Annotated in this window: 17 protein-coding genes; 9 read left to right on the forward strand and 8 right to left on the reverse strand. The window is 45.8% G+C overall.

Annotated elements, in window-relative coordinates; translation table 11 throughout:
- Nucleotides 1-129: 129 nt before the first annotated feature.
- The 4 genes from OU814_RS19080 to OU814_RS19095 are packed head-to-tail and all read left to right on the forward strand — an operon-like array spanning nt 130 to nt 2,945.
- Nucleotides 130-615 carry an MSMEG_0567/Sll0786 family nitrogen starvation N-acetyltransferase gene (locus OU814_RS19080; protein WP_190649264.1) on the forward strand — a complete coding sequence of 162 codons (486 nt, stop codon included), beginning with the start codon at nt 130-132 and terminating at the stop codon, nt 613-615.
- Nucleotides 615-1,568 carry a sll0787 family AIR synthase-like protein gene (locus OU814_RS19085; RefSeq protein ID WP_268184722.1) on the forward strand — a complete coding sequence of 318 codons (954 nt, stop codon included), beginning with the start codon at nt 615-617 and terminating at the stop codon, nt 1,566-1,568. Before OU814_RS19080 ends, OU814_RS19085 begins: the two co-directional genes overlap by 1 nt.
- Nucleotides 1,565-2,665, forward strand: coding sequence for an MSMEG_0565 family glycosyltransferase (locus OU814_RS19090; RefSeq protein ID WP_268184723.1), 1,101 nt, complete (start codon nt 1,565-1,567; stop codon nt 2,663-2,665). The genes OU814_RS19085 and OU814_RS19090 overlap by 4 nt, the downstream gene beginning before the upstream one ends.
- Nucleotides 2,658-2,945 carry an MSMEG_0570 family nitrogen starvation response protein gene (locus OU814_RS19095; RefSeq protein ID WP_017288325.1) on the forward strand — a complete coding sequence of 96 codons (288 nt, stop codon included), beginning with the start codon at nt 2,658-2,660 and terminating at the stop codon, nt 2,943-2,945. The genes OU814_RS19090 and OU814_RS19095 overlap by 8 nt, the downstream gene beginning before the upstream one ends.
- A gap of 45 nt (nt 2,946-2,990) precedes the next feature.
- On the opposite strand, the gene mutL is transcribed toward OU814_RS19095, so the two are convergent.
- Both mutL and OU814_RS19105 read right to left on the reverse strand, forming a co-directional pair.
- Nucleotides 2,991-4,628: a DNA mismatch repair endonuclease MutL gene (gene mutL / locus OU814_RS19100; RefSeq protein ID WP_268184724.1), complete on the reverse strand. Its 1,638-nt coding sequence runs from the start codon at nt 4,626-4,628 to the stop codon at nt 2,991-2,993.
- Nucleotides 4,629-4,851: 223 nt separating this feature from the next.
- On the reverse strand, nt 4,852-5,820 hold the full coding sequence (locus tag OU814_RS19105; protein ID WP_017288327.1) for an aminotransferase class IV: 969 nt from the start codon (nt 5,818-5,820) through the stop codon (nt 4,852-4,854).
- A 237-nt stretch (nt 5,821-6,057) separates the two neighbouring features.
- On the opposite strand from OU814_RS19105, the gene OU814_RS19110 reads away from it, so the two are divergent.
- The 3 genes from OU814_RS19110 to def all read left to right on the forward strand — a co-directional run bounded on the left by OU814_RS19110 (nt 6,058) and on the right by def (nt 10,451).
- On the forward strand, nt 6,058-7,671 hold the full coding sequence (locus OU814_RS19110) for a hypothetical protein (RefSeq protein WP_268184725.1): 1,614 nt from the start codon (nt 6,058-6,060) through the stop codon (nt 7,669-7,671).
- A gap of 111 nt (nt 7,672-7,782) precedes the next feature.
- Nucleotides 7,783-9,600 (forward strand): ABC transporter ATP-binding protein, encoded by a 1,818-nt coding sequence (locus OU814_RS19115; protein ID WP_268184726.1) that lies wholly within the window; start codon nt 7,783-7,785, stop codon nt 9,598-9,600.
- Between the two features lie 323 nt (nt 9,601-9,923).
- Entirely contained in the window at nt 9,924-10,451 is a 528-nt protein-coding gene (gene def, locus OU814_RS19120) for a peptide deformylase (protein ID WP_017288330.1), read from the forward strand.
- Here the strand turns inward: def and OU814_RS19125 are convergent.
- From OU814_RS19125 to argS, 3 genes are all read right to left on the reverse strand, one after another.
- The gene (locus OU814_RS19125; RefSeq protein WP_197693263.1) at nt 10,440-10,859 is read right to left on the reverse strand and encodes a sulfite exporter TauE/SafE family protein; all 420 of its coding nucleotides are present in this window, start codon (nt 10,857-10,859) and stop codon (nt 10,440-10,442) included. The genes def and OU814_RS19125 overlap by 12 nt on opposite strands.
- Nucleotides 10,856-11,380, reverse strand: coding sequence for a GNAT family N-acetyltransferase (locus OU814_RS19130; RefSeq protein WP_268184727.1), 525 nt, complete (start codon nt 11,378-11,380; stop codon nt 10,856-10,858). The genes OU814_RS19125 and OU814_RS19130 overlap by 4 nt, the downstream gene beginning before the upstream one ends.
- A gap of 65 nt (nt 11,381-11,445) precedes the next feature.
- Nucleotides 11,446-13,212 carry an arginine--tRNA ligase gene (gene argS / locus OU814_RS19135; RefSeq protein ID WP_017288333.1) on the reverse strand — a complete coding sequence of 589 codons (1,767 nt, stop codon included), beginning with the start codon at nt 13,210-13,212 and terminating at the stop codon, nt 11,446-11,448.
- Nucleotides 13,213-13,493: 281 nt separating this feature from the next.
- Here argS and OU814_RS19140 point away from each other — a divergent pair, with 281 nt between their 5' ends.
- Nucleotides 13,494-14,942 carry a uracil-xanthine permease family protein gene (locus tag OU814_RS19140; protein ID WP_242044296.1) on the forward strand — a complete coding sequence of 483 codons (1,449 nt, stop codon included), beginning with the start codon at nt 13,494-13,496 and terminating at the stop codon, nt 14,940-14,942.
- Nucleotides 14,943-15,088: 146 nt separating this feature from the next.
- Nucleotides 15,089-15,874, forward strand: a complete 786-nt coding sequence (locus OU814_RS19145; protein WP_017288335.1) for a C39 family peptidase — start codon at nt 15,089-15,091, stop codon at nt 15,872-15,874.
- Here the strand turns inward: OU814_RS19145 and nadC are convergent.
- The 3 genes from nadC to OU814_RS19160 are packed head-to-tail and all read right to left on the reverse strand — an operon-like array spanning nt 15,864 to nt 17,119.
- Nucleotides 15,864-16,721 carry a carboxylating nicotinate-nucleotide diphosphorylase gene (nadC, locus tag OU814_RS19150; protein WP_190649247.1) on the reverse strand — a complete coding sequence of 286 codons (858 nt, stop codon included), beginning with the start codon at nt 16,719-16,721 and terminating at the stop codon, nt 15,864-15,866. The two genes, OU814_RS19145 and nadC, sit on opposite strands and share 11 nt — an antisense overlap.
- Nucleotides 16,722-16,727: 6 nt before the next feature.
- Nucleotides 16,728-16,949 (reverse strand): OST-HTH/LOTUS domain-containing protein, encoded by a 222-nt coding sequence (locus OU814_RS19155; protein ID WP_268184728.1) that lies wholly within the window; start codon nt 16,947-16,949, stop codon nt 16,728-16,730.
- 8 nt (nt 16,950-16,957) lie between these two features.
- On the reverse strand, nt 16,958-17,119 hold the full coding sequence (locus OU814_RS19160) for a hypothetical protein (RefSeq protein ID WP_268184729.1): 162 nt from the start codon (nt 17,117-17,119) through the stop codon (nt 16,958-16,960).
- Nucleotides 17,120-17,418 lie beyond the last annotated feature (299 nt).

Raw genomic sequence — 17,418 nt, forward strand, 5'->3', positions numbered from 1 at the left:
TGGACTTTTCTCTATTAGCCCCGATTTTAATCGAGGGCGAGGCAGAATCGGAGCTTAGGGACTTTATTAACCGCAAGTTCCTAGCTATCAAATTTTGAGTCTTAGCTGTCGAATTTTGAATCCTAACCTATGTCCTATCAGTTTAAACTTGCTCAATCCGCGAGAGAAGTTCAAGCTTACTTCGATCTGCGTCGATTAATTTTTACAGAAGAACAACAGCTATTTGAAGATGATGTAGACGAACTTGATCGAATTTCCTATCCGATTATTGCCGTTGATCAGGCTCAAGTTGTCGGTGTTGTGAGAATCTACGAAATCGAACCTGGCATCTGGTACGGTGGCAGATTAGGCACGCATCCAGACTATCGAAAAGGCTGGCAGATTGGCAAAGGTCTCATCTACAAAGCAGTTACCACTGCAAATACTTGGGGCTGTCAGCAATTCTTAGCCACCGTTCAGCTTCAAAATGTGCGATTCTTTCAAAGATTACATTGGCGATCGCAAAAAGAACTGATGATCTGCGATCGACCTCACCATTTGATGGAAGCTGACCTCGATTTCTATCCGCCCGGAACTGAACCGCGCCCAATTCTTGAGGTTCGGGAGGCATCTTGATGCTGTCATCTCTGGCTGACCAACTTCATCGCTCTTTGGGGTTGCTGCAAAAGCAAGATATTCAAACTGCGGCGAATGCGTTGAAATCTGACTGGAGCAATGCAAAAATTCGATTAGGGGATGATTGCGCAGCAATTCGCGATCGCGATGGCTATCTTCTCTTTGCGGCTGAGGGAATGTTACCGCAATTTGTCGAGCAGGAGCCTTGGTTTGCAGGCTGGTCGGCAGTCATGGTGAATGTGAGTGATATCTATGCGATGGGAGGAACTCCGATCGCGGTTGTCGATACGATTTGGAGCAAAACCGGGCAGAATACAGATGCAATCTGGGAAGGAATGAGAGCTGCATCTGCGGCTTACAATGTCCCCATTGTTGGCGGACACACAAACTGCCATAGTTCTTATACAGCATTATCTGTCGCAATTCTGGGACGCGCAAATCGTGTGATTACTAGCTTTGATGCTCAACCTGGAGATTTATTATTAGTTGCTACTGATCTTCGAGGTCAACCTTATCCCAACTATCCCTTCTGGAATGCTGCAACTAATGCCGATCCAACTCAACTGCGAAAGAACTTGTCGATTTTGCCAAAACTAGCTGAAACTGGGCTTTGCAAGGCAGGCAAAGATATCAGTATGGGCGGCATTATTGGAACGCTGATTATGTTGTTAGAGACTTCTAACTGTGGAGCGATTCTCAATCTTGAACAAGTTCCCTGCCCGAATGAGCTTGCATTGCACGAGTGGTTAGTGCATTTTCCAAGCTATGGCTTTTTATTGAGTATTGCGCCTCCTCTCGTTCAGCAGGTGCAAGCTTTATTTCGAGAACAGGATTTAGTCTGTGAAGTTGTTGGAGAGATTCAGGCGAATCCGCAGTTGATTCTACGATCGTATGGTGAATCGCTCGAATTCTGGGATCTCTCTAAGCAGGGACTGACAGGGTTTGCACCATGAAAATCGCACTCCTGACTTACTCAACCAAACCGCGAGGAAGTGTCATTCATACCTTAGAGCTTGCAGAAGCTTTGCATGATTTAGGACATTCTGTTTGTGTGTTTGCGCTGGATAAAGATGGCAAGGGATTTGATTATCCGCTCTCTTGCCAGGTGAAATTGATTCCAGCCCATCCTGCTCCATCGGAAATTGACCAACTGATTGCTCAACGGATTCAAGAATTTGTCAATTACTTCAATCAGTTTCCGCAGCAGTTTGACTGCTACCATGCTCAGGATTGTTTGAGTGCAAATGCGCTAGCAATTTTGCGAGAACAAGGATATATCCCGCATTTTGTTCGCACGGTGCATCATATTGAAGACTATCAAAGTATTTATTTGCAACACTGTCAGGATCGATCGATTCGAGAAGCTTCTCTGTGCTTTTGTGTCAGCGATCGCTGGAAGTCTGAACTCCAAGAACAATATCAAATCAATGCTCCACGTGTGATCAATGGCGTAAACCTCAAACGATTTTCGGCTCAAGATCATTTCTTTGATTTTTCAGGTCATCCCATCTATCTGACCGTCGGCGGCATTGAACCCCGAAAAAACTCTATCCGTCTCTTGCAAGCTTTTCAGCAAGTTCTGACTCGATTTCCTCAAGCGCAATTGGTGATTGCAGGGGGAGCGACTTTATTTGACTATCAAGAGTATCGTGATGAATTTTTTGCGATCGCCGAATCTCTCAATCTAAAAGACTCACTGGTACTACTTGGCGTAGTTGCTGATGCTGACCTACCCAAGCTCTACCAGAGCGCCGATGTTTTTGTATTTCCATCTGTAAAAGAAGGTTGGGGCTTAGTCATTTTAGAAGCGATCGCTAGTAAAATTCCTGTAATTACTTCCAAACAGCCGCCGTTTACTGAATTTCTCAACGAAACGCAAGCGCTACTCGTTGATCCTTACTCAGTTGATGCGATTGCCTCAGCAATGTGTTCCGTGTTTGATTCTGCCGATTCTCTAGTCGCTCAGAGCCAATCGGTTCTCTCCCAATACACTTGGGAAATTTCCGCTCAGCAACATATTCACCACTACCAAACTTTACTTTATGCCTGAAATCCGGTTTCAAATCCGTTGGTCTGACGGAACACAAGATTCTTGCTATTCTCCCTCGCTGATTGTTAAAGAGTACTTTAGTCCCAACACAGATTACGCGCTAGACGATTTTGTTGAGCGATCGCGAACTGCCTTGAATATTGCCAGCGATCGCGTCAAAGCAAAATACGGAAGACCCTGTGGGCTTGCGCTTGGGCAACTGCAAGAAATTGAGGAAAAATCAAAACAGTATGCTCAGATTCCTAATGCAAAAGTCCGTGTGATTGGATTTATTGAATAGCCAGTTAATGCATTCAGAAGCATTGGATTTGAGCAAGTTGGACAATTACTCAAGTCCATGACTTTTGCCAATCACCCAACTGCGGCGGAAAAATCGCGCCAAACTCGATTCTTCCAACGATAGATAAATCGGACGACCATGTGGACAAGTCCGCGGATTTCGAGTGCGCTGCCAGCGATCGATTAAACTCTGCATTTCCTCAAGCGACAATGGCACTCCATTCCGAATCGCACTTCGGCAAGCAACTGCCACCTGTGCCGCCTGCAAATCTCCCCCCAAACTCAATTCAATCAATGCATCGGCACAATCCTCGCGTTGAGCGAGCAACTCAGGAGCCGATCGGACTGCCCACAATTGTTCTCCAAACGGATCAACTTCAATCCCAATCCGCTCAAGCTGTTCGATTTGAGAGCTAGAAAGCTGATTCAGAACAATCGCAGGTTCGAGTGGAATGAGCTGCCAGCGATCGCTAATTTCTTCAAACAACACCCGCTCATGGGCAATATGCTGTTCGATTAACCACATACCTGAAGCATGTTCTGCCAAAATATAGCGATTGTGAACTTGAGTCAGAGCTTTCAACGGAGAAAGGGGAGCAGGTTCGGGACGGATTTCACGTGATACATGATAGCCCGCCTCAGATTCAGCAGCTTTGATCAACTGGCTCGCTTGAGCCGTATAAAGACTATCGGGAACCGTATCAGGATGAATGCGAAGCGCTTGAGCGATCGCACTTTTTACCCGCTCTTTCCACTCGTCCAAGTTATGTACGTAAACTTCAGCTTTCGCAGGGTGGCGATTCCAATCGATATGTTCAGGATTAAGGTGCAGATGAACTAAGCAAATCGGATGCCGATCGCGAGGTAACGTTCGCCGAAATGCGCCTAAGATCGTTTGTTCTAGATCTGAAAATTTTACAAATCGCCCATTGATCGCAACTCTTACCCAGTCTGGGCGATGTCGATGAGCGCGGTCGGGCAATCCCAAGACTACAGAAATTCCAGGCGATTGCAGTTCTGTTAAATCCTCGATTCGCACATCTTTCAACAATTGCGGAAGCAGATCTTTCGCAGAGTGACCGCCCCAGAGATTAAACCATACGCGATCGTTTTGATAAACCTGCCAGGTGATGCGCGGATGAGCTAAAGCAATTTGATAAATCGTTTGTTGAATTGCTTTTAACTGCTGTGAAATAGATGGCAGTCCTTCCCGTCTCGCTTCCCAAATTTCAAATAAGCGATCGACTATGACAATCGTTCCGGGTGCGATCGCAACCGATTCGATTTGATTCGCTTCTCCCTCAGAACTATAAGCCACGCGCCATCCCGGTTCTGAAGCACTGCGGCTGAGGATTTCTAAACTAGAGAGTTGCGCCAGACTGTGTAATGCTTCGCCTCGAAATCCTAGACTATGAATTTGCCAGAGATCGGCGCGATCGCGAATTTTACTGGTGCTATGCGGCTGTGCAGCTTGGCGCAAGTTCTCCAAAGTCATGCCTGCCCCATTGTCTGCAACTCGTACTCGCCACTGGTCTGCCCAAATGGAAACAGTAATTCGAGTTGCTCCAGCATCAATGGCGTTTTCGACGAGTTCACGAACAACTGCGGCAAGAGAGTCGATCACTTCTCCAGCGGCGATGAGGTGAATTACGTCGATCGGTAGCGGTTGAATCTGCTGTCCCATTCCTTCAGTTTACAGAAATCAAAAAGGGGATTGGAGGAATGAAAATCACAATCGCCCGAAGTTCTATCTCATTCGCCTTCAGATCCGGTCTGATGGATGGATTCGCTCAGGCAAAGCAAACAACTCTCTTCTGATGCGCTGTGAAAAAATGGTGTCTAGAAAAGAAAAAAGCCATTGCTGGAATCTCTTCAGCAATGGCAAGGGTTGGATTTTGTTTGATCAATTAGCCAACTGTAGTTAGCTCGGGAGCTGATGCAACCTTACTAGGAGCCGGAATCAGAGAGAAATCAACAGCCGGATGCGGATCAAGTCCAGTCACAGCATTGTGATACCGTTCCGCGATCGCATTGATAATCGGAGAATCCCCATACACGGTTTTCTCAACCGATTTCACAGGTGTAACCTCGCTCAAGGTTCCAACGATTCCGACTTCATCAGCGATGATCAACTCGGTACGCTCGATTGGGCGACGCTCAAACGGGATGCCCATCGATTGACATAGGCTTTCAATGATATCAACAGTGATGCTCTCTAGCGCACCTTCCCACGCTGGAGGTGTGAAAACTTTGCCATCTCGCACGACCAGAACACAAGTTTGTAGGGTTTCAGCGACTCGTCCTGATTCGTTGAGGATAATCATGTCGGAATATCCGCGATCGCGTCCTTCGATCTTGACGAAGCGAGCGATCTGATAATTTGTGCTGGTTTTCACGCGTGCAGGCAGCGCTAAATCTGACCCGCGCTTCCAAGGCGTAACCCCCAAATTCATAGGAGCAGGGCGGGTCATGGGAGTTTGATATGCGGTGAGAACGAGATTGCTCGTACTGCCTTCGCCCCAGAAGCCTTCATCGCCGTATAGAGTGGCTCTGACCCACATATTGCGATCGGGTCGCCACAGCAGTTTGACCAAATCATGATGTGCCTGCTCGAATTCCTCGTAACTCATCTCGAAAGGGATATAGAGCACTTTGGCAGAGCGAATTAAGCGATCGTAGTGTCTTCGCATTGCCACAATACCGAAACTTCCGTCCGGTTGCCAGTATCCTTTGAGACCTTCAAAAACGTTAAGTCCTCGAAGTATAGCTTCACTCGAAATATGAAAATTGGCTTCTTCCCAAAGGCAAATCTTGCCGCCAAAGTAAACATATTTCGGTTTTTGCAGTTGAGTAACAGAAGGAGGGGGTGAAACCATGAGCTTTAGATGTGAAAGTGAATAGGATAAAGTGGAGGTCAAAAAGTAATTAAGGATTCAGAGTCTCCACTCACTCTTATCGTCAATTATTGGTCTTCTGTCTAGCAATTCTACGGATATCTTCATTGAATCCTTGTATCCCTGCGCGATGTTTAAATTTTGCGCGTGAATGTCTTCGATCAAACGGGGTCGCCAAGAACCAGTATTGTGATTAGGCAATCCATACCATTGTGTGAGATGAATACTCGTTCAATTCCCAAAATTTCGGTCTGGTTAATTCTGACTCTGGCGATCGCAACGGTCTACGCCGGGTTGGCACTGAAAGATGCGTTCTCAGACGCAACCGTAATTCAGGATGATGCGCGAGTGTATTTGATCTGGATGCAGCGATTTCTCGATCCGTCGCTGTTTCTCAATGATCCAATGGCGCAATATTTTCATTCGGTTACCCCTTGGGGGTTGGGCACGCTGTATTGGCTCGCATCACAGCTTGGAATTACGCCGATCGTATTCAGCAAAATTCTACCTATACTGGTCACACTGCTTCTAGGCTGGTATGGCTATCGCTTGACTTTGGCCTTGTTTCCTGTGCCAATGGCTGGATTTCTGAGCAGCGTCATTCTGCTGCAAAGTTGCTGGCAGCGGGATGATCTGGCTTCAGGGTCTCCGCGAGCATTTTGGGCATTGTTGTTAGCTGCATTCCTTTACTATTTTGTAAAACGGGCTTGGATTGCGATCGCGCTAGTTGTGATTGCGATGGCGTTATTGTGTCCGTTAGCTGCTGTGCTGATTTGCATCTGGTTAGGATTGCGAGGACTTTGGGGACTAAAGCGCCGATCGATTCAACGAGCAGAATGGATCATTTTGGGAATTACGATCGCCATGTTACTGCCTTATGTCTTCAGTCAATCGGAGTTTGCGCCAACGGTGAATGCGGCTCAAGCCCGGTTGATGCCGGAATTTCAGCCAGGGGGACGCTTGCCATTTTTCTTTCCCAATCCAATGCGGTTTTGGTTTGAGGGAACAGATAGCGGGTTTCAAGTTTCATTCAATCCGGCTGTGATTGGCTTGGGATTGTTGTTACCAGGGCTTGCTAAGTTTCGGATGCCTGAACAGTTAAAGCCTGAATGGGTTGTATTGCCACAATTAGCTGGAGCCGGAATTGTTGGCTTTTTTCTCGCTCATGCTTTGTTTGTGAAATTACACTTTCCTAGCCGATACATCACTCATAGTTGGCGGATTGCAATGGCAGTCAGTGCGGGAATTGTCATTACGATCGCACTTGAAAAGTTAAAACCACAGCGTTGGCTCTGTGCAATGCTCGTCATCGGGATTGTTGTATTTCCGCATTTTGCTTGGAAAGATTTCCCGTATACCGGGTATGCAGGGGGTAAAAATCCAGAACTGTATGAATTCTTGAAAGTACTGCCAAAGACGACATTAACCGCTTATCTTGGCGAAGATGCAAATAATCTACCTTTACTGTCTCAGCGATCGACTTTAGTTGCTCAAGAATATGCTGTGCCATTTCATCTAGGCTATTATTTACCGATGCGGCAGAAAGCAGTCGATCTGATCAATGCACAGTATAGTGAATCATTAGAGCCTGCAAAAAAAATGATTCGGCAGTATCAAGTCACGCATTGGTTAATTGATGCGAATGCATTCACGCCAGGCTATTTGGATAGCTATCGTTGGTTTAACGTATTTCAGCAAGAGAAGAAACAAGCGATCGCAGTTCTAACCTCTGGAAAGGTTCCGGCGCTCTATCGAGTCATACCCAGATGTGCGATAACTACTATTTCAGGCACAACGGTTGTCGATGCCGTTTGCGTACTCGCACAAAAATAGATCTTGTAATATCTGTATTACATGTAGTATGCTAGTCGATCTTACGGGCTGGAAGGTTCATCATTTCAGCCAAATTTCGATTAGGGACGATCGACCATCGCCGGAGGATGTATGGCTAAATTTTTAGACATTCTCAAATATTTTCGCAACTACTGGAAGATTTCGCTTTTTAGTATTGCGATGATGAGTTTGTTCGAGATTATTGACTTATCTGTGCCGTATGCGATCGGGCAAATTTTGAACGTGTTATCTGGACAACCGTTAGATCGATTTGTACAAGGTGGCGTAAATGCGATCGCTCAACTTGGCAATTTCGAGATGACGCAAACGTTTACACTGACCTCGCTGTTAATTTTGGTCGGGCTAATTTCGGTTGGACGTGCCCCGATTCAACCTTGGTTAGGACCTTGGTTTGCCTGGGATACAGCATTTCGAGCACGCCGAGATAATGCTGAAGCAGCGTTGAGAAAAGTATTGACGTTGCCGTTAGAATTTTACGACGAAAATAATGCGGGTAGAATTGCGGCTCGTGTTGCTAAAGGTTTATCAAACCACACCTGGACTTTTCCTGATCTCACATCTCATCTATTACCGAAGTTTTTCCGAGTCATTGGGATTTTCGCAGTTATCTGGTTTATTGAGTGGCGAATTGCGCTTCTCTTATTAGTCTCTTTCATCGGCATCTTAGCGTTTAACTTATCGGGATTAAAGCGATTATCCCAACAAGAAGAACGCTTAGATAAATATATGGAAGATACCGAAAGCCGGACTTCTGAGATTATTACCAACATTAAGACCGTTAAAGCGTTTGCGACTGAAACATCAGAACTCAAACGGCAGCAACAAAGACTCGATCGAGAATTCAAAGTCCTCGATTACCGGATTCACAAAGGGTATGTGATTCTTGGAACCTATGAACGCACGATCGTACAATCCTGTGTTTTCTTGGTCTTTGCACTGACTGTATTTGCAACGGCTCAAGGTACAATCTCGCTCGGTCATTTCATTACGACCTTTACAGTCGCGAGTATGGCGTATGCTGAGGTTGAACCGATTAGCCAATTTGCTGAGTTCTTTGCTCGTCGATATGGCTCCATGATTCGCTTCCATGAGTTTATGAAGCTCCCGGTCGGTGTGGATGCGAGTAGTCTTGCTGAGACTCCAGAAGCCGTTCCGCAGTATCAATTTACTGGAAAAGTTGAATTCTCTCATCTGAAGTTCGGGTACAGTGCCGATCGCCCTGTACTCAAAGATATCAATCTACTCATCGAACCGTATCAAACGGTGGCATTAGTCGGTCGATCAGGTTCAGGGAAATCAACGCTAGTAAAACTCTTGTTCCGTTACTTTGAACCGAATCAGGGCAAGATTCTGATTGATGGTCAAGATATCCGACGGTTAGATGTGAGCGGTTACCGGAAACGATTAGCGATCGTTCACCAAGAAGTCGATATTTTCAATGGCACGTTGCTCGATAACCTAATGTATGGCAATCCCAATGCCACGATCGAGCAAGTCCGCGAAGCCTGTAGAATTGCTCAGGCTGAGGACTTTATCAAACAGATGCCTGCGGGATATTCTACGATCGTGGGAGAACGAGGAGTTCGACTCTCAGGAGGACAACGACAGCGAATCGGGATTGCACGGGCGCTGATTGTTGATCCAGATGTGCTGATCTTTGACGAAGCAACATCGAGTTTGGACTATGAATCTGAGCGCTCGATTCAGCTAGCCATGCGATCGATTCTCGGTACAAGAACGTTGATCATTATTGCTCACCGACTGAGTACGGTACGGGAAGCAGACAAAATTGTGGTGCTCGACCAAGGTAATATTGTCGAGGTTGGTAGCCATGAGGAACTGCTTCAGCAAGGCGGATTGTATCAACGTTTGCACTCACTTCAGGAGACGGGTGAATTGCTAGCTTAGTAGCATAGATTGAATGAGGGCAAGAATCTCGCCCTCATTACTATTTCAGGACATTGAAGATTCTGTAATCTGTGTTCTTGATTAATGTGGATAGGCGCAATTAACTTGAAGATAGTTGCTGCGTTTGCGTCTCGCCCCGCATTGAAAATACGGGTCTAACTGTGCGAAGTGGGTTGAAACCCACTGAAGAAGACGTTACGATTGGCTTGTCAGTCCAGTTTAGTGGACTTCGCAGCGTTAGCCCCGAATTCATTCCGGGGCGGGTGAGCAACGAAGCGAGAGGAACTTTGAACTTGAAAGCTGGTTTTAGGAAGGAATTTTCTATGGCTGAACTCTTAGATATTATTGAATTGGGTCATCCGATCCTGAGACAGAAAGCCCAAGACATCGACAATATTCAAGACGATCGCATTCAAACGCTCATTGATAACTTACTCGTCACGGTTAAACATGCAAATGGGGTTGGCATTGCTGCGCCTCAAGTTGCGGAGTCTTATCAACTCATGATCATCGCCTCGCGCCCAAATTTGCGATATCCGACTGCGCCATCGATGGAGCCGACCCCAATCATTAACCCGCGCATTCTCTCACATTCGACTGAGATGGTGAAAGGGTGGGAAGGATGTTTGAGTGTTCCAGGGATTCGAGGCAATGTTCCGAGATATCAAGCGATCGAGATCGAATTTCTCGATCGCTTTGGCAAGACTCAAAAAATGGAGATGACCGATTTCGTAGCCCGGATTTTTCAACATGAATTCGATCACTTTAATGGGACTGTGTTTGTCGATCGCGTTGAAAGCACGGCAGATCTAATCACCGAGAAAGAATATCAGAAGCTCTTAACGAAATAAGAGATACCGAAATCCGATCGCGAGGAGAAACACTCCGTACAACTTTTTCATGGTTTCTCCACTAATAAAAGGCTGATTGGCAAACAAAGCCCCAAAGTAATTGCCAATGACTAAGCCAACTGCAATCAAAATTGAATATTTAATATTCACGTTGCCCTTCTGGTAGTAGACATAAGCCGCCAGAATCCCGATCGGTAAAATTTGTGCAGCAACGGATGTCCCGGTTGCGAATTTTTGCTCCATTCCCATCAGTAGAACCATTGCCGGAACCATAATTGCCCCGCCCCCGATTCCGAACATTCCACCAGCAACCCCCGCAGCTAAGCCAATCAGCAAAAGCTGAACCCATACGATCGACATAATCTGAAGTCCTCGATAACCTGTCTGGATAGTACAGGATACGCTCATCTGATTTGTTCAAATCTGTCTTCAGGCTTACATTCACCATCCAAAAGGCGATACATCACATAAGCATCAACATATCCAAGTGTTTTGTGATTGAAGGCTTTTGGGAGTGTTCCAACGATCGAGAATCCGAGCTTTTGCCAAAGTGCGATCGCGGCGTGATTCGTACTCACCACAAAATTGAACTGTATCGCCAAGTAGCCCAAATTCTTAGCTTCTTGCAGACAATGTAATCCCATGGCTCGACCAATTCCTCGACCATGACAAGTTGGATCGACCATGAAGCTAGCATTTGCAACATGAGAACCGCGATCGCGTTGATTTGCAACGAGCTTATACATTCCGATAATTTGACCCTCTTCTTCTGCAACGTAAGAGAGGACTCCTGCTCCAAACCAGTATAAAAACGCATCGTCACGACTTGTATCTGAGTCAAAAACGTATGTATCTCCTGGCTCAATAACTACTTTGAAGATGTTCCAAATCGAGTGAAAATCGGACTTGATCGCGCGACGAATTAGCATCACAAAAACTGTATTGCCCTTAAATGAACCGAAGATCAGCTATCGTCGATAGCTGATCTGTATTGTTACATTCGCTCTAAAACTTGAATTCCTAACAGCGATAACCCAAGCTTCAACGTTCTCGCTGTCAAATCACAAAGCACCAATCGAGAAGTCCGTGCGGGTTCTGGTGCATTCAGAACTGGAACCCCTTGTTCGCGATCGTAGAACACATTAAACTTCTGACTCAGTTGGAACAGATAATCACACAATCGATTCGGAAATAGATCTTGCTCGACTTCGGATAAAGCAGTACTAAACTGAAGTAAATGCTTAGCGAGAGCTAATTCAGTTTCATGCTCTAGTACCATTTGTACATCAGAACCAAGTTGAGTGAAATCAATGTCCCCTTTCCGGCTAATGCCTTGAATTCGAGCATAGGCATACAACATATACGGTGCAGTATTGCCCTTCAGATCCAGCATCTTGTCGTAACTGAAAATATAGTTGCTGGTGCGATTTTGGCTCAGGTCAGCATACTTGACAGCACTCAGTCCTACAGTTTTAGCAACTTGATCAATAAAGTTCTCAGATTCTTGGCGTTCTTCAGCCACAAGCCGAGCTTCGATATCAGCACGCGCTCGTTCAACTGCCTCATCCAGTAAATCTCTCAACCGAACTGTATCACCCGATCGCGTTTTCAGTTTCTTGCCATCTTCGCCTTGTACTAATCCAAATGGAACATGCACAATCTCAACGGATTCAGGAATCCAACCCGCTCGACGTGCAACCTGAAAAACTTGAGCAAAATGATTCGCTTGACCTGCATCTGTCACGTAAATTAAGCGATCGCTCTGATCCTGCTGCACTCGATATCGAATAGCTGCTAAATCCGTTGTTGCATAGTTATAACCCCCATCTGACTTTTGAATAATCAGAGGTAATGGATTGCCTTCACGATTCGTAAACCCTTCTAGGAACACACACTTTGCACCTTGATCTTCAACCAGCAAACCCAACTGATCTAAATCTTCGACAACCTGCCCTAACCGCGAATTGTAAAAAGACTCTCCCCGCTCAGTCAGTTGAATATCCAGCAAATCATAGATGACTTGAAACTCTCGACGAGACTGATCACACAACAATCTCCAAGCTCTCAACGTATCTTCTGCACCGGATTGTAATCTCACCACTTCTTGACGCGATCGCTCTTGAAACTCAGAATCTTCATCAAATCGCTGTTTTGCTTTCTTGTAAAACGCAACCAAATCACCTAAATCTAAAGCATCCGCCGTGGTCAAAGCTTCCGGCGCAACCTCTCTTAAATAAGTGATCAACATGCCAAATTGTGTTCCCCAATCGCCCACATGATTGAGCCGCAAGACATCATGACCTTGAAATTCTAAAATTCGTGCGATCGAATCTCCAATAATCGTCGAGCGTAAATGTCCGACGTGCATCTCTTTCGCAATATTCGGACTCGAAAAATCGACAACAACTTTTTTCGGCTCTTTCACCGCAGCAATGCCCAAGCGTGAATCCCCTGCCATTGCCGTTAATTGCGTTTGAAGGTAAGCAGGTTTCAGCGTCAAGTTGATGAATCCCGGACCTGCAATCTCAGGCGGTTCACAAAGGTCATCAATCTGCAACTGCTGAGAAATTTCTTGCGCGATCGCTCTCGGCGCTTTCCCCAAGCGCTTTGCCAATGACATCGCCACATTCGCTTGATAATCCCCAAACTTTGGATTACTCGTCGGAACCAGCATCGGATCAGTCCCAGCCAAATCAGCTCCAAACGCTGATACCAACGCGGCTTCCAAGCGATTTTTTAATTCAGCGATCGTCGCATTCATATAAATTCCTAGTCCGAAAATAGCGCAAACCTATCCTAGGATACAGACTCTACTCGTTTAACGGCGATGAATCTTCAAGAAAATGCTCCAACTGAAAATCTAGAAAATTATCTAGAAAACATATCTGTAGGCAGAAGACATAATACTTCCAAAATGCATTATGAAAATTAGCTGGCTTGACCTCTGAAGATTTCTGAATTCTGTAGTAGCACTAACAACTTCTTAGATTTTTATCTGGTTGTATACAGTATGTAATCTACACCACCCTGACACATCATCTTATGACAGAGGCAAATGCAGAACTCGCCGCCTTGGATGTTCAAGAAGAGGAAGAAGAGTTAGTTAATCGATCGCAATTACTCTACGGTCTGACGGATAGGCCTCCCGTTGTGGAAGCAATCTTTGTCGCGTTTCAGCATGTTCTTGCTGCTTTTGTTGGAATTATCACCCCCCCAATCATCATTTGCAGTAGCTTAGGATTAGATGCTGCAAATACTAGCTATCTCATTAGCATGTCGCTGTTTGCTTCCGGGCTTTGTACCTTCATTCAGTGCAAGAAGATAGGACCAGTTGGTTCAGGACTCTTGAGCTTGCAGGGAACGAGTTTTGCATTCCTTGGACCCATTTTAGGAGTAGGGTCGATCGCATTACAAGGTGGAAAAACCCCAGAACAGGCACTCGCTCTAATTTTTGGAGTTTGCTTCTTTGGCTCTTTTGTCGAAATCATTCTGAGCCGATTTTTGCACCTAATGAACAAGATCATTACCCCCGTCGTATCTGGCACGGTTGTCATGATCATTGGGTTAGGTTTAATCAAGACTGGAGTAACCAGTTTGGCAGGAGGAGCCGCAGCACTGGCTAAAAATGACGGTTCATTTGGCAGTTGGCAGAATCTCGCTTTAGGCGGCACTGTATTGTTGATTGTAGTGCTGCTTACCCTGTCTAAAAATCGCTTCTTACGAATGGGTGCGATCGCAATCGGACTAGCTGTTGGCTATATCGCTTCGCTGTTCATGGGAATTGTGAATTTCAGCGGGCTTAGTGCGCTTCCACTCTTTAGCCTGCCGATTCCTTTTCGATATGGAATGAGCTTCGATTGGGGAGCTTTTTTGCCGTTCATTTTGCTCTATGTCCTCACTGCTATCGAAACAGTCGGCGACTTGACTGCGACTTCTGCAGTTTCAGGAGAACCCGTGAAAGGGTCGCTCTACATCCGTCGCATCAAAGGTGGTGTTTTGGGAGATGGAGTCAACTCTCTAATCGCTGCGGTGCTCAACACTTTCCCCAACACAACCTTCAGCCAAAACAATGGCGTAATCCAAATGACTGGCGTTGGAAGCCGCTATGTTGGGTTTTATGTTGCTGCAATTTTCTCACTTCTTGGATTAGTGCCAATTGTAGGAGGTGTATTCCAAGCAATTCCTCAACCTGTTTTAGGGGGTGCGACTTTAGTGATGTTTGGCTCGATCGCAGTTGCAGGATTGAATATTGTGACTTCGGTAGAACTTGATCGACGCTCAATGATTATTGTTGCAGTTTCTTTAGGGCTAGGACTAGGCGTTGTCTTCATGCCGCAAATCTTTGCGAATAAACCTCCTTTGTTTAGCAACTTGTTCGGCTCTGCTATTTCGACCGGAGGCTTGACAGCAATCCTTCTCAGCGCGTTGCTCCCGCGTGAACTCCCCTCCTCAACTTCTAGCAAAGCTGAAAGACTTGCGGAAGTTGAATAATTGAGCCGAATTCATCGCGAACATCAGAATCCATTGGTTTTTCCAAGGCTTGCCCCTGCAAAATTGCGAAGTTGCTCATCCGAAAAATCGGGAACGCTATAGAAGCAATTGATATGTGTTCACTTACCACTTAAGGGGCAAGCCTGATGTCACTGACCCTCAAAATTGACACCAATACAGTTCTAAAGAGAAAACCGATTCAGTCGGCTGAACTGCCTGAAGAGCAAAAACACGCAGTTCAAGCAGGCAGGGTATTTAAGATTGATTCTTATACGATCGAACGAGACCACGTTCGCTGTTTTCTCAGCGAAGAAACGATTAAAGACACAAATGTTTGGTACGCCTTCGGGAAACACGTCAAAATCTTCCGCGAGTCACAAGTCTATCCCCGTACTCTTCCAGCCACAATCAAGCTCAATATTCCTTATAAATCTCAGCGCGACAATGTTCTCAATCCTGATGGCGCGTGCAATGTCACTTCGATCGCAATGTGTCTCCGCTATCTCGGTGCAACTCCCCGACGCTCTGATGTTCAATTTGAAGACGAACTCTATAACTACGCCATTCAGAAAGGCTACAGCCGCCATAGCCCCTACGATCTTGCCAAAATTGTTCAGGACTACGGCTTCCGTGACGATTTCAGAACCAATGCCACGATCGAACAAGTCCGCGCTTGGCTCGCTGATGGCAACCCGATTGTTATCCACGGCTATTTCACCGATTTCGGTCACATTGTTGCGGTTGCAGGCTACGACGAGCGCGGCTTTTTTGTCCACGATCCCTATGGAGAATGGTTCTGGTGGGGCTACGATCTAAATGAGCCTGGCAGAAACAATCGCAAAGGCGAATATATCCATTACTCATACACTATGATCGAGCGGCTCTGCATTCCAGATGGTCATTTCTGGGTTCATTTCATTTCTAAGCCTTAAACCGCATACTCAGATCCAACCAAGTCGATCGCGTAATCGGAGCGCTACTCGAAATGAAATCTACTCCGGTTTCCGCGATCGATCTCAACGTTTCGAGAGTCACATTCCCAGAAGCCTCAACCCGAATTCGGTCATTCTTCCGGCGAATCATCTCTACGGCTTGACGCATCATTTCCAGAGGCATATTGTCCAGCATGATAATGTCTGCTCCATGCTCCAGTGCCTGTTCAACCATGTCCAAATTTTCAGTTTCGACCTCGATTGTCAAAGGATAAGGAATATTGGCGCAAACTTGCGCGATCGCCGCTCCAATTCCTCCGGCTGCAACAATATGATTGTCTTTGATCATCGCTGCATCATCTAATCCCATTCGATGATTGACCGCTCCCCCCACTCGTGTCGCATACTTCTCCAACACCCGCAATCCCGGAGTCGTCTTGCGTGTATCCGTTAATCGAGTTGGTAAATCTTCAATCTTCTCGACATATCGACGAGTCAAAGTTGCAATTCCACTCAACCGCATCGCCAAATTGAGTGCAACCCTTTCTCCAGTCAGAAGCGCATCATAAGCACCTTGAATTTCAGCGATTGTTTGCCCTTTCTGAACGGCCTCCCCCTCTTGAACGATTGGAGTGAATACAGTAGAGGCGTTAAGAAGTTGAAAAACCCGTTCAGCGATCGGCAATCCAGCAATCACTCCATTCTCTTTGGCGATCCAAACCGCTTGACGAGTTCCAGAGATGAGAGATTGAGTTGTGCGATCGCCCCGCCCAATATCTTCAAGAAGCCATTCTTGAAGCAGCTTATCTAAGATGAATTGTGATGGCAGAGTAGCAGTTCTGTTCAAAGTGTTTTAACCTTTCAGCTTGACGTATACCACTTTAACAACAGGATTATGCTCACTCGGCACTTCCTGAATTTCAAATAATCCTACATCCCTGATCAATGCACCCAACTTGCTATATTCATAGTTTCTAGAGTCAAAAGAGGGAGAGATCTTATTGATTTGTGATCCAAAGGCTCCCAAATTTGCTAATCCATCTTCTCCTGCTGCCGCCTCATAAGCACGTTGCAATAGATTGATTAACTATTTGCAGTGCCGTATTTAGCAATTTCTTCCATCAAAGGCTCGATTAAACTCGCCGTTGCGTTATCAGCATCAATCAAAACGGCTAAGCGATCGTCTCTAAGTTTTCTCTCACCCACAAATGTTCTCTCCACAGTGCTTAAGATGAAAATTCCCATTCGCCCAGTCCTAAACAGCGTGGATTTCAAGAATTGATGTCGCTCAAAAGCTTTTACCGAGGCGATTTGAGAACGAACTAGACGAAACTCAAAAAAAAGGAGTTGACACAGTTTAGATTATGGGGCTATATTATCAAAGCGCGGGTGAGGGAAGAGCGAGCGAAAGCGGACTCAGCTTCATCTGCGAGAAACTGAACCTATAAAACAGAATAGTTTAGAAGCCAGAGAAAGGAAAGCCTTCGTCAAGAAAATGTTCCTAACTCGTTAGGAACCGGAAAGGTAACCGGATAAATTACTGA

It is taken from the genome of Leptolyngbya sp. GGD, assembly GCF_026735145.1.
Lineage (GTDB): Bacteria > Cyanobacteriota > Cyanobacteriia > Leptolyngbyales > Leptolyngbyaceae > Leptolyngbya > Leptolyngbya boryana.

What these genes read in the sequence shown, in the direction of transcription:
- OU814_RS19080 (WP_190649264.1), top strand. Translation starts at nt 130, where the DNA reads ATGTCCTATCAGTTTAAACTTGCTCAATCCGCGAGAGAAGTTCAAGCT.
- OU814_RS19085 (WP_268184722.1), top strand. Translation starts at nt 615, where the DNA reads ATGCTGTCATCTCTGGCTGACCAACTTCATCGCTCTTTGGGGTTGCTG.
- OU814_RS19090 (WP_268184723.1), top strand. Translation starts at nt 1,565, where the DNA reads ATGAAAATCGCACTCCTGACTTACTCAACCAAACCGCGAGGAAGTGTC.
- OU814_RS19095 (WP_017288325.1), top strand. Translation starts at nt 2,658, where the DNA reads ATGCCTGAAATCCGGTTTCAAATCCGTTGGTCTGACGGAACACAAGAT.
- mutL (WP_268184724.1), bottom strand. Translation starts at nt 4,628, where the DNA reads ATGGGACAGCAGATTCAACCGCTACCGATCGACGTAATTCACCTCATC.
- OU814_RS19105 (WP_017288327.1), bottom strand. Translation starts at nt 5,820, where the DNA reads ATGGTTTCACCCCCTCCTTCTGTTACTCAACTGCAAAAACCGAAATAT.
- OU814_RS19110 (WP_268184725.1), top strand. Translation starts at nt 6,058, where the DNA reads ATGAATACTCGTTCAATTCCCAAAATTTCGGTCTGGTTAATTCTGACT.
- OU814_RS19115 (WP_268184726.1), top strand. Translation starts at nt 7,783, where the DNA reads ATGGCTAAATTTTTAGACATTCTCAAATATTTTCGCAACTACTGGAAG.
- def (WP_017288330.1), top strand. Translation starts at nt 9,924, where the DNA reads ATGGCTGAACTCTTAGATATTATTGAATTGGGTCATCCGATCCTGAGA.
- OU814_RS19125 (WP_197693263.1), bottom strand. Translation starts at nt 10,859, where the DNA reads ATGAGCGTATCCTGTACTATCCAGACAGGTTATCGAGGACTTCAGATT.
- OU814_RS19130 (WP_268184727.1), bottom strand. Translation starts at nt 11,380, where the DNA reads ATGCTAATTCGTCGCGCGATCAAGTCCGATTTTCACTCGATTTGGAAC.
- argS (WP_017288333.1), bottom strand. Translation starts at nt 13,212, where the DNA reads ATGAATGCGACGATCGCTGAATTAAAAAATCGCTTGGAAGCCGCGTTG.
- OU814_RS19140 (WP_242044296.1), top strand. Translation starts at nt 13,494, where the DNA reads ATGACAGAGGCAAATGCAGAACTCGCCGCCTTGGATGTTCAAGAAGAG.
- OU814_RS19145 (WP_017288335.1), top strand. Translation starts at nt 15,089, where the DNA reads ATGTCACTGACCCTCAAAATTGACACCAATACAGTTCTAAAGAGAAAA.
- OU814_RS19160 (WP_268184729.1), bottom strand. Translation starts at nt 17,119, where the DNA reads ATGGGAATTTTCATCTTAAGCACTGTGGAGAGAACATTTGTGGGTGAG.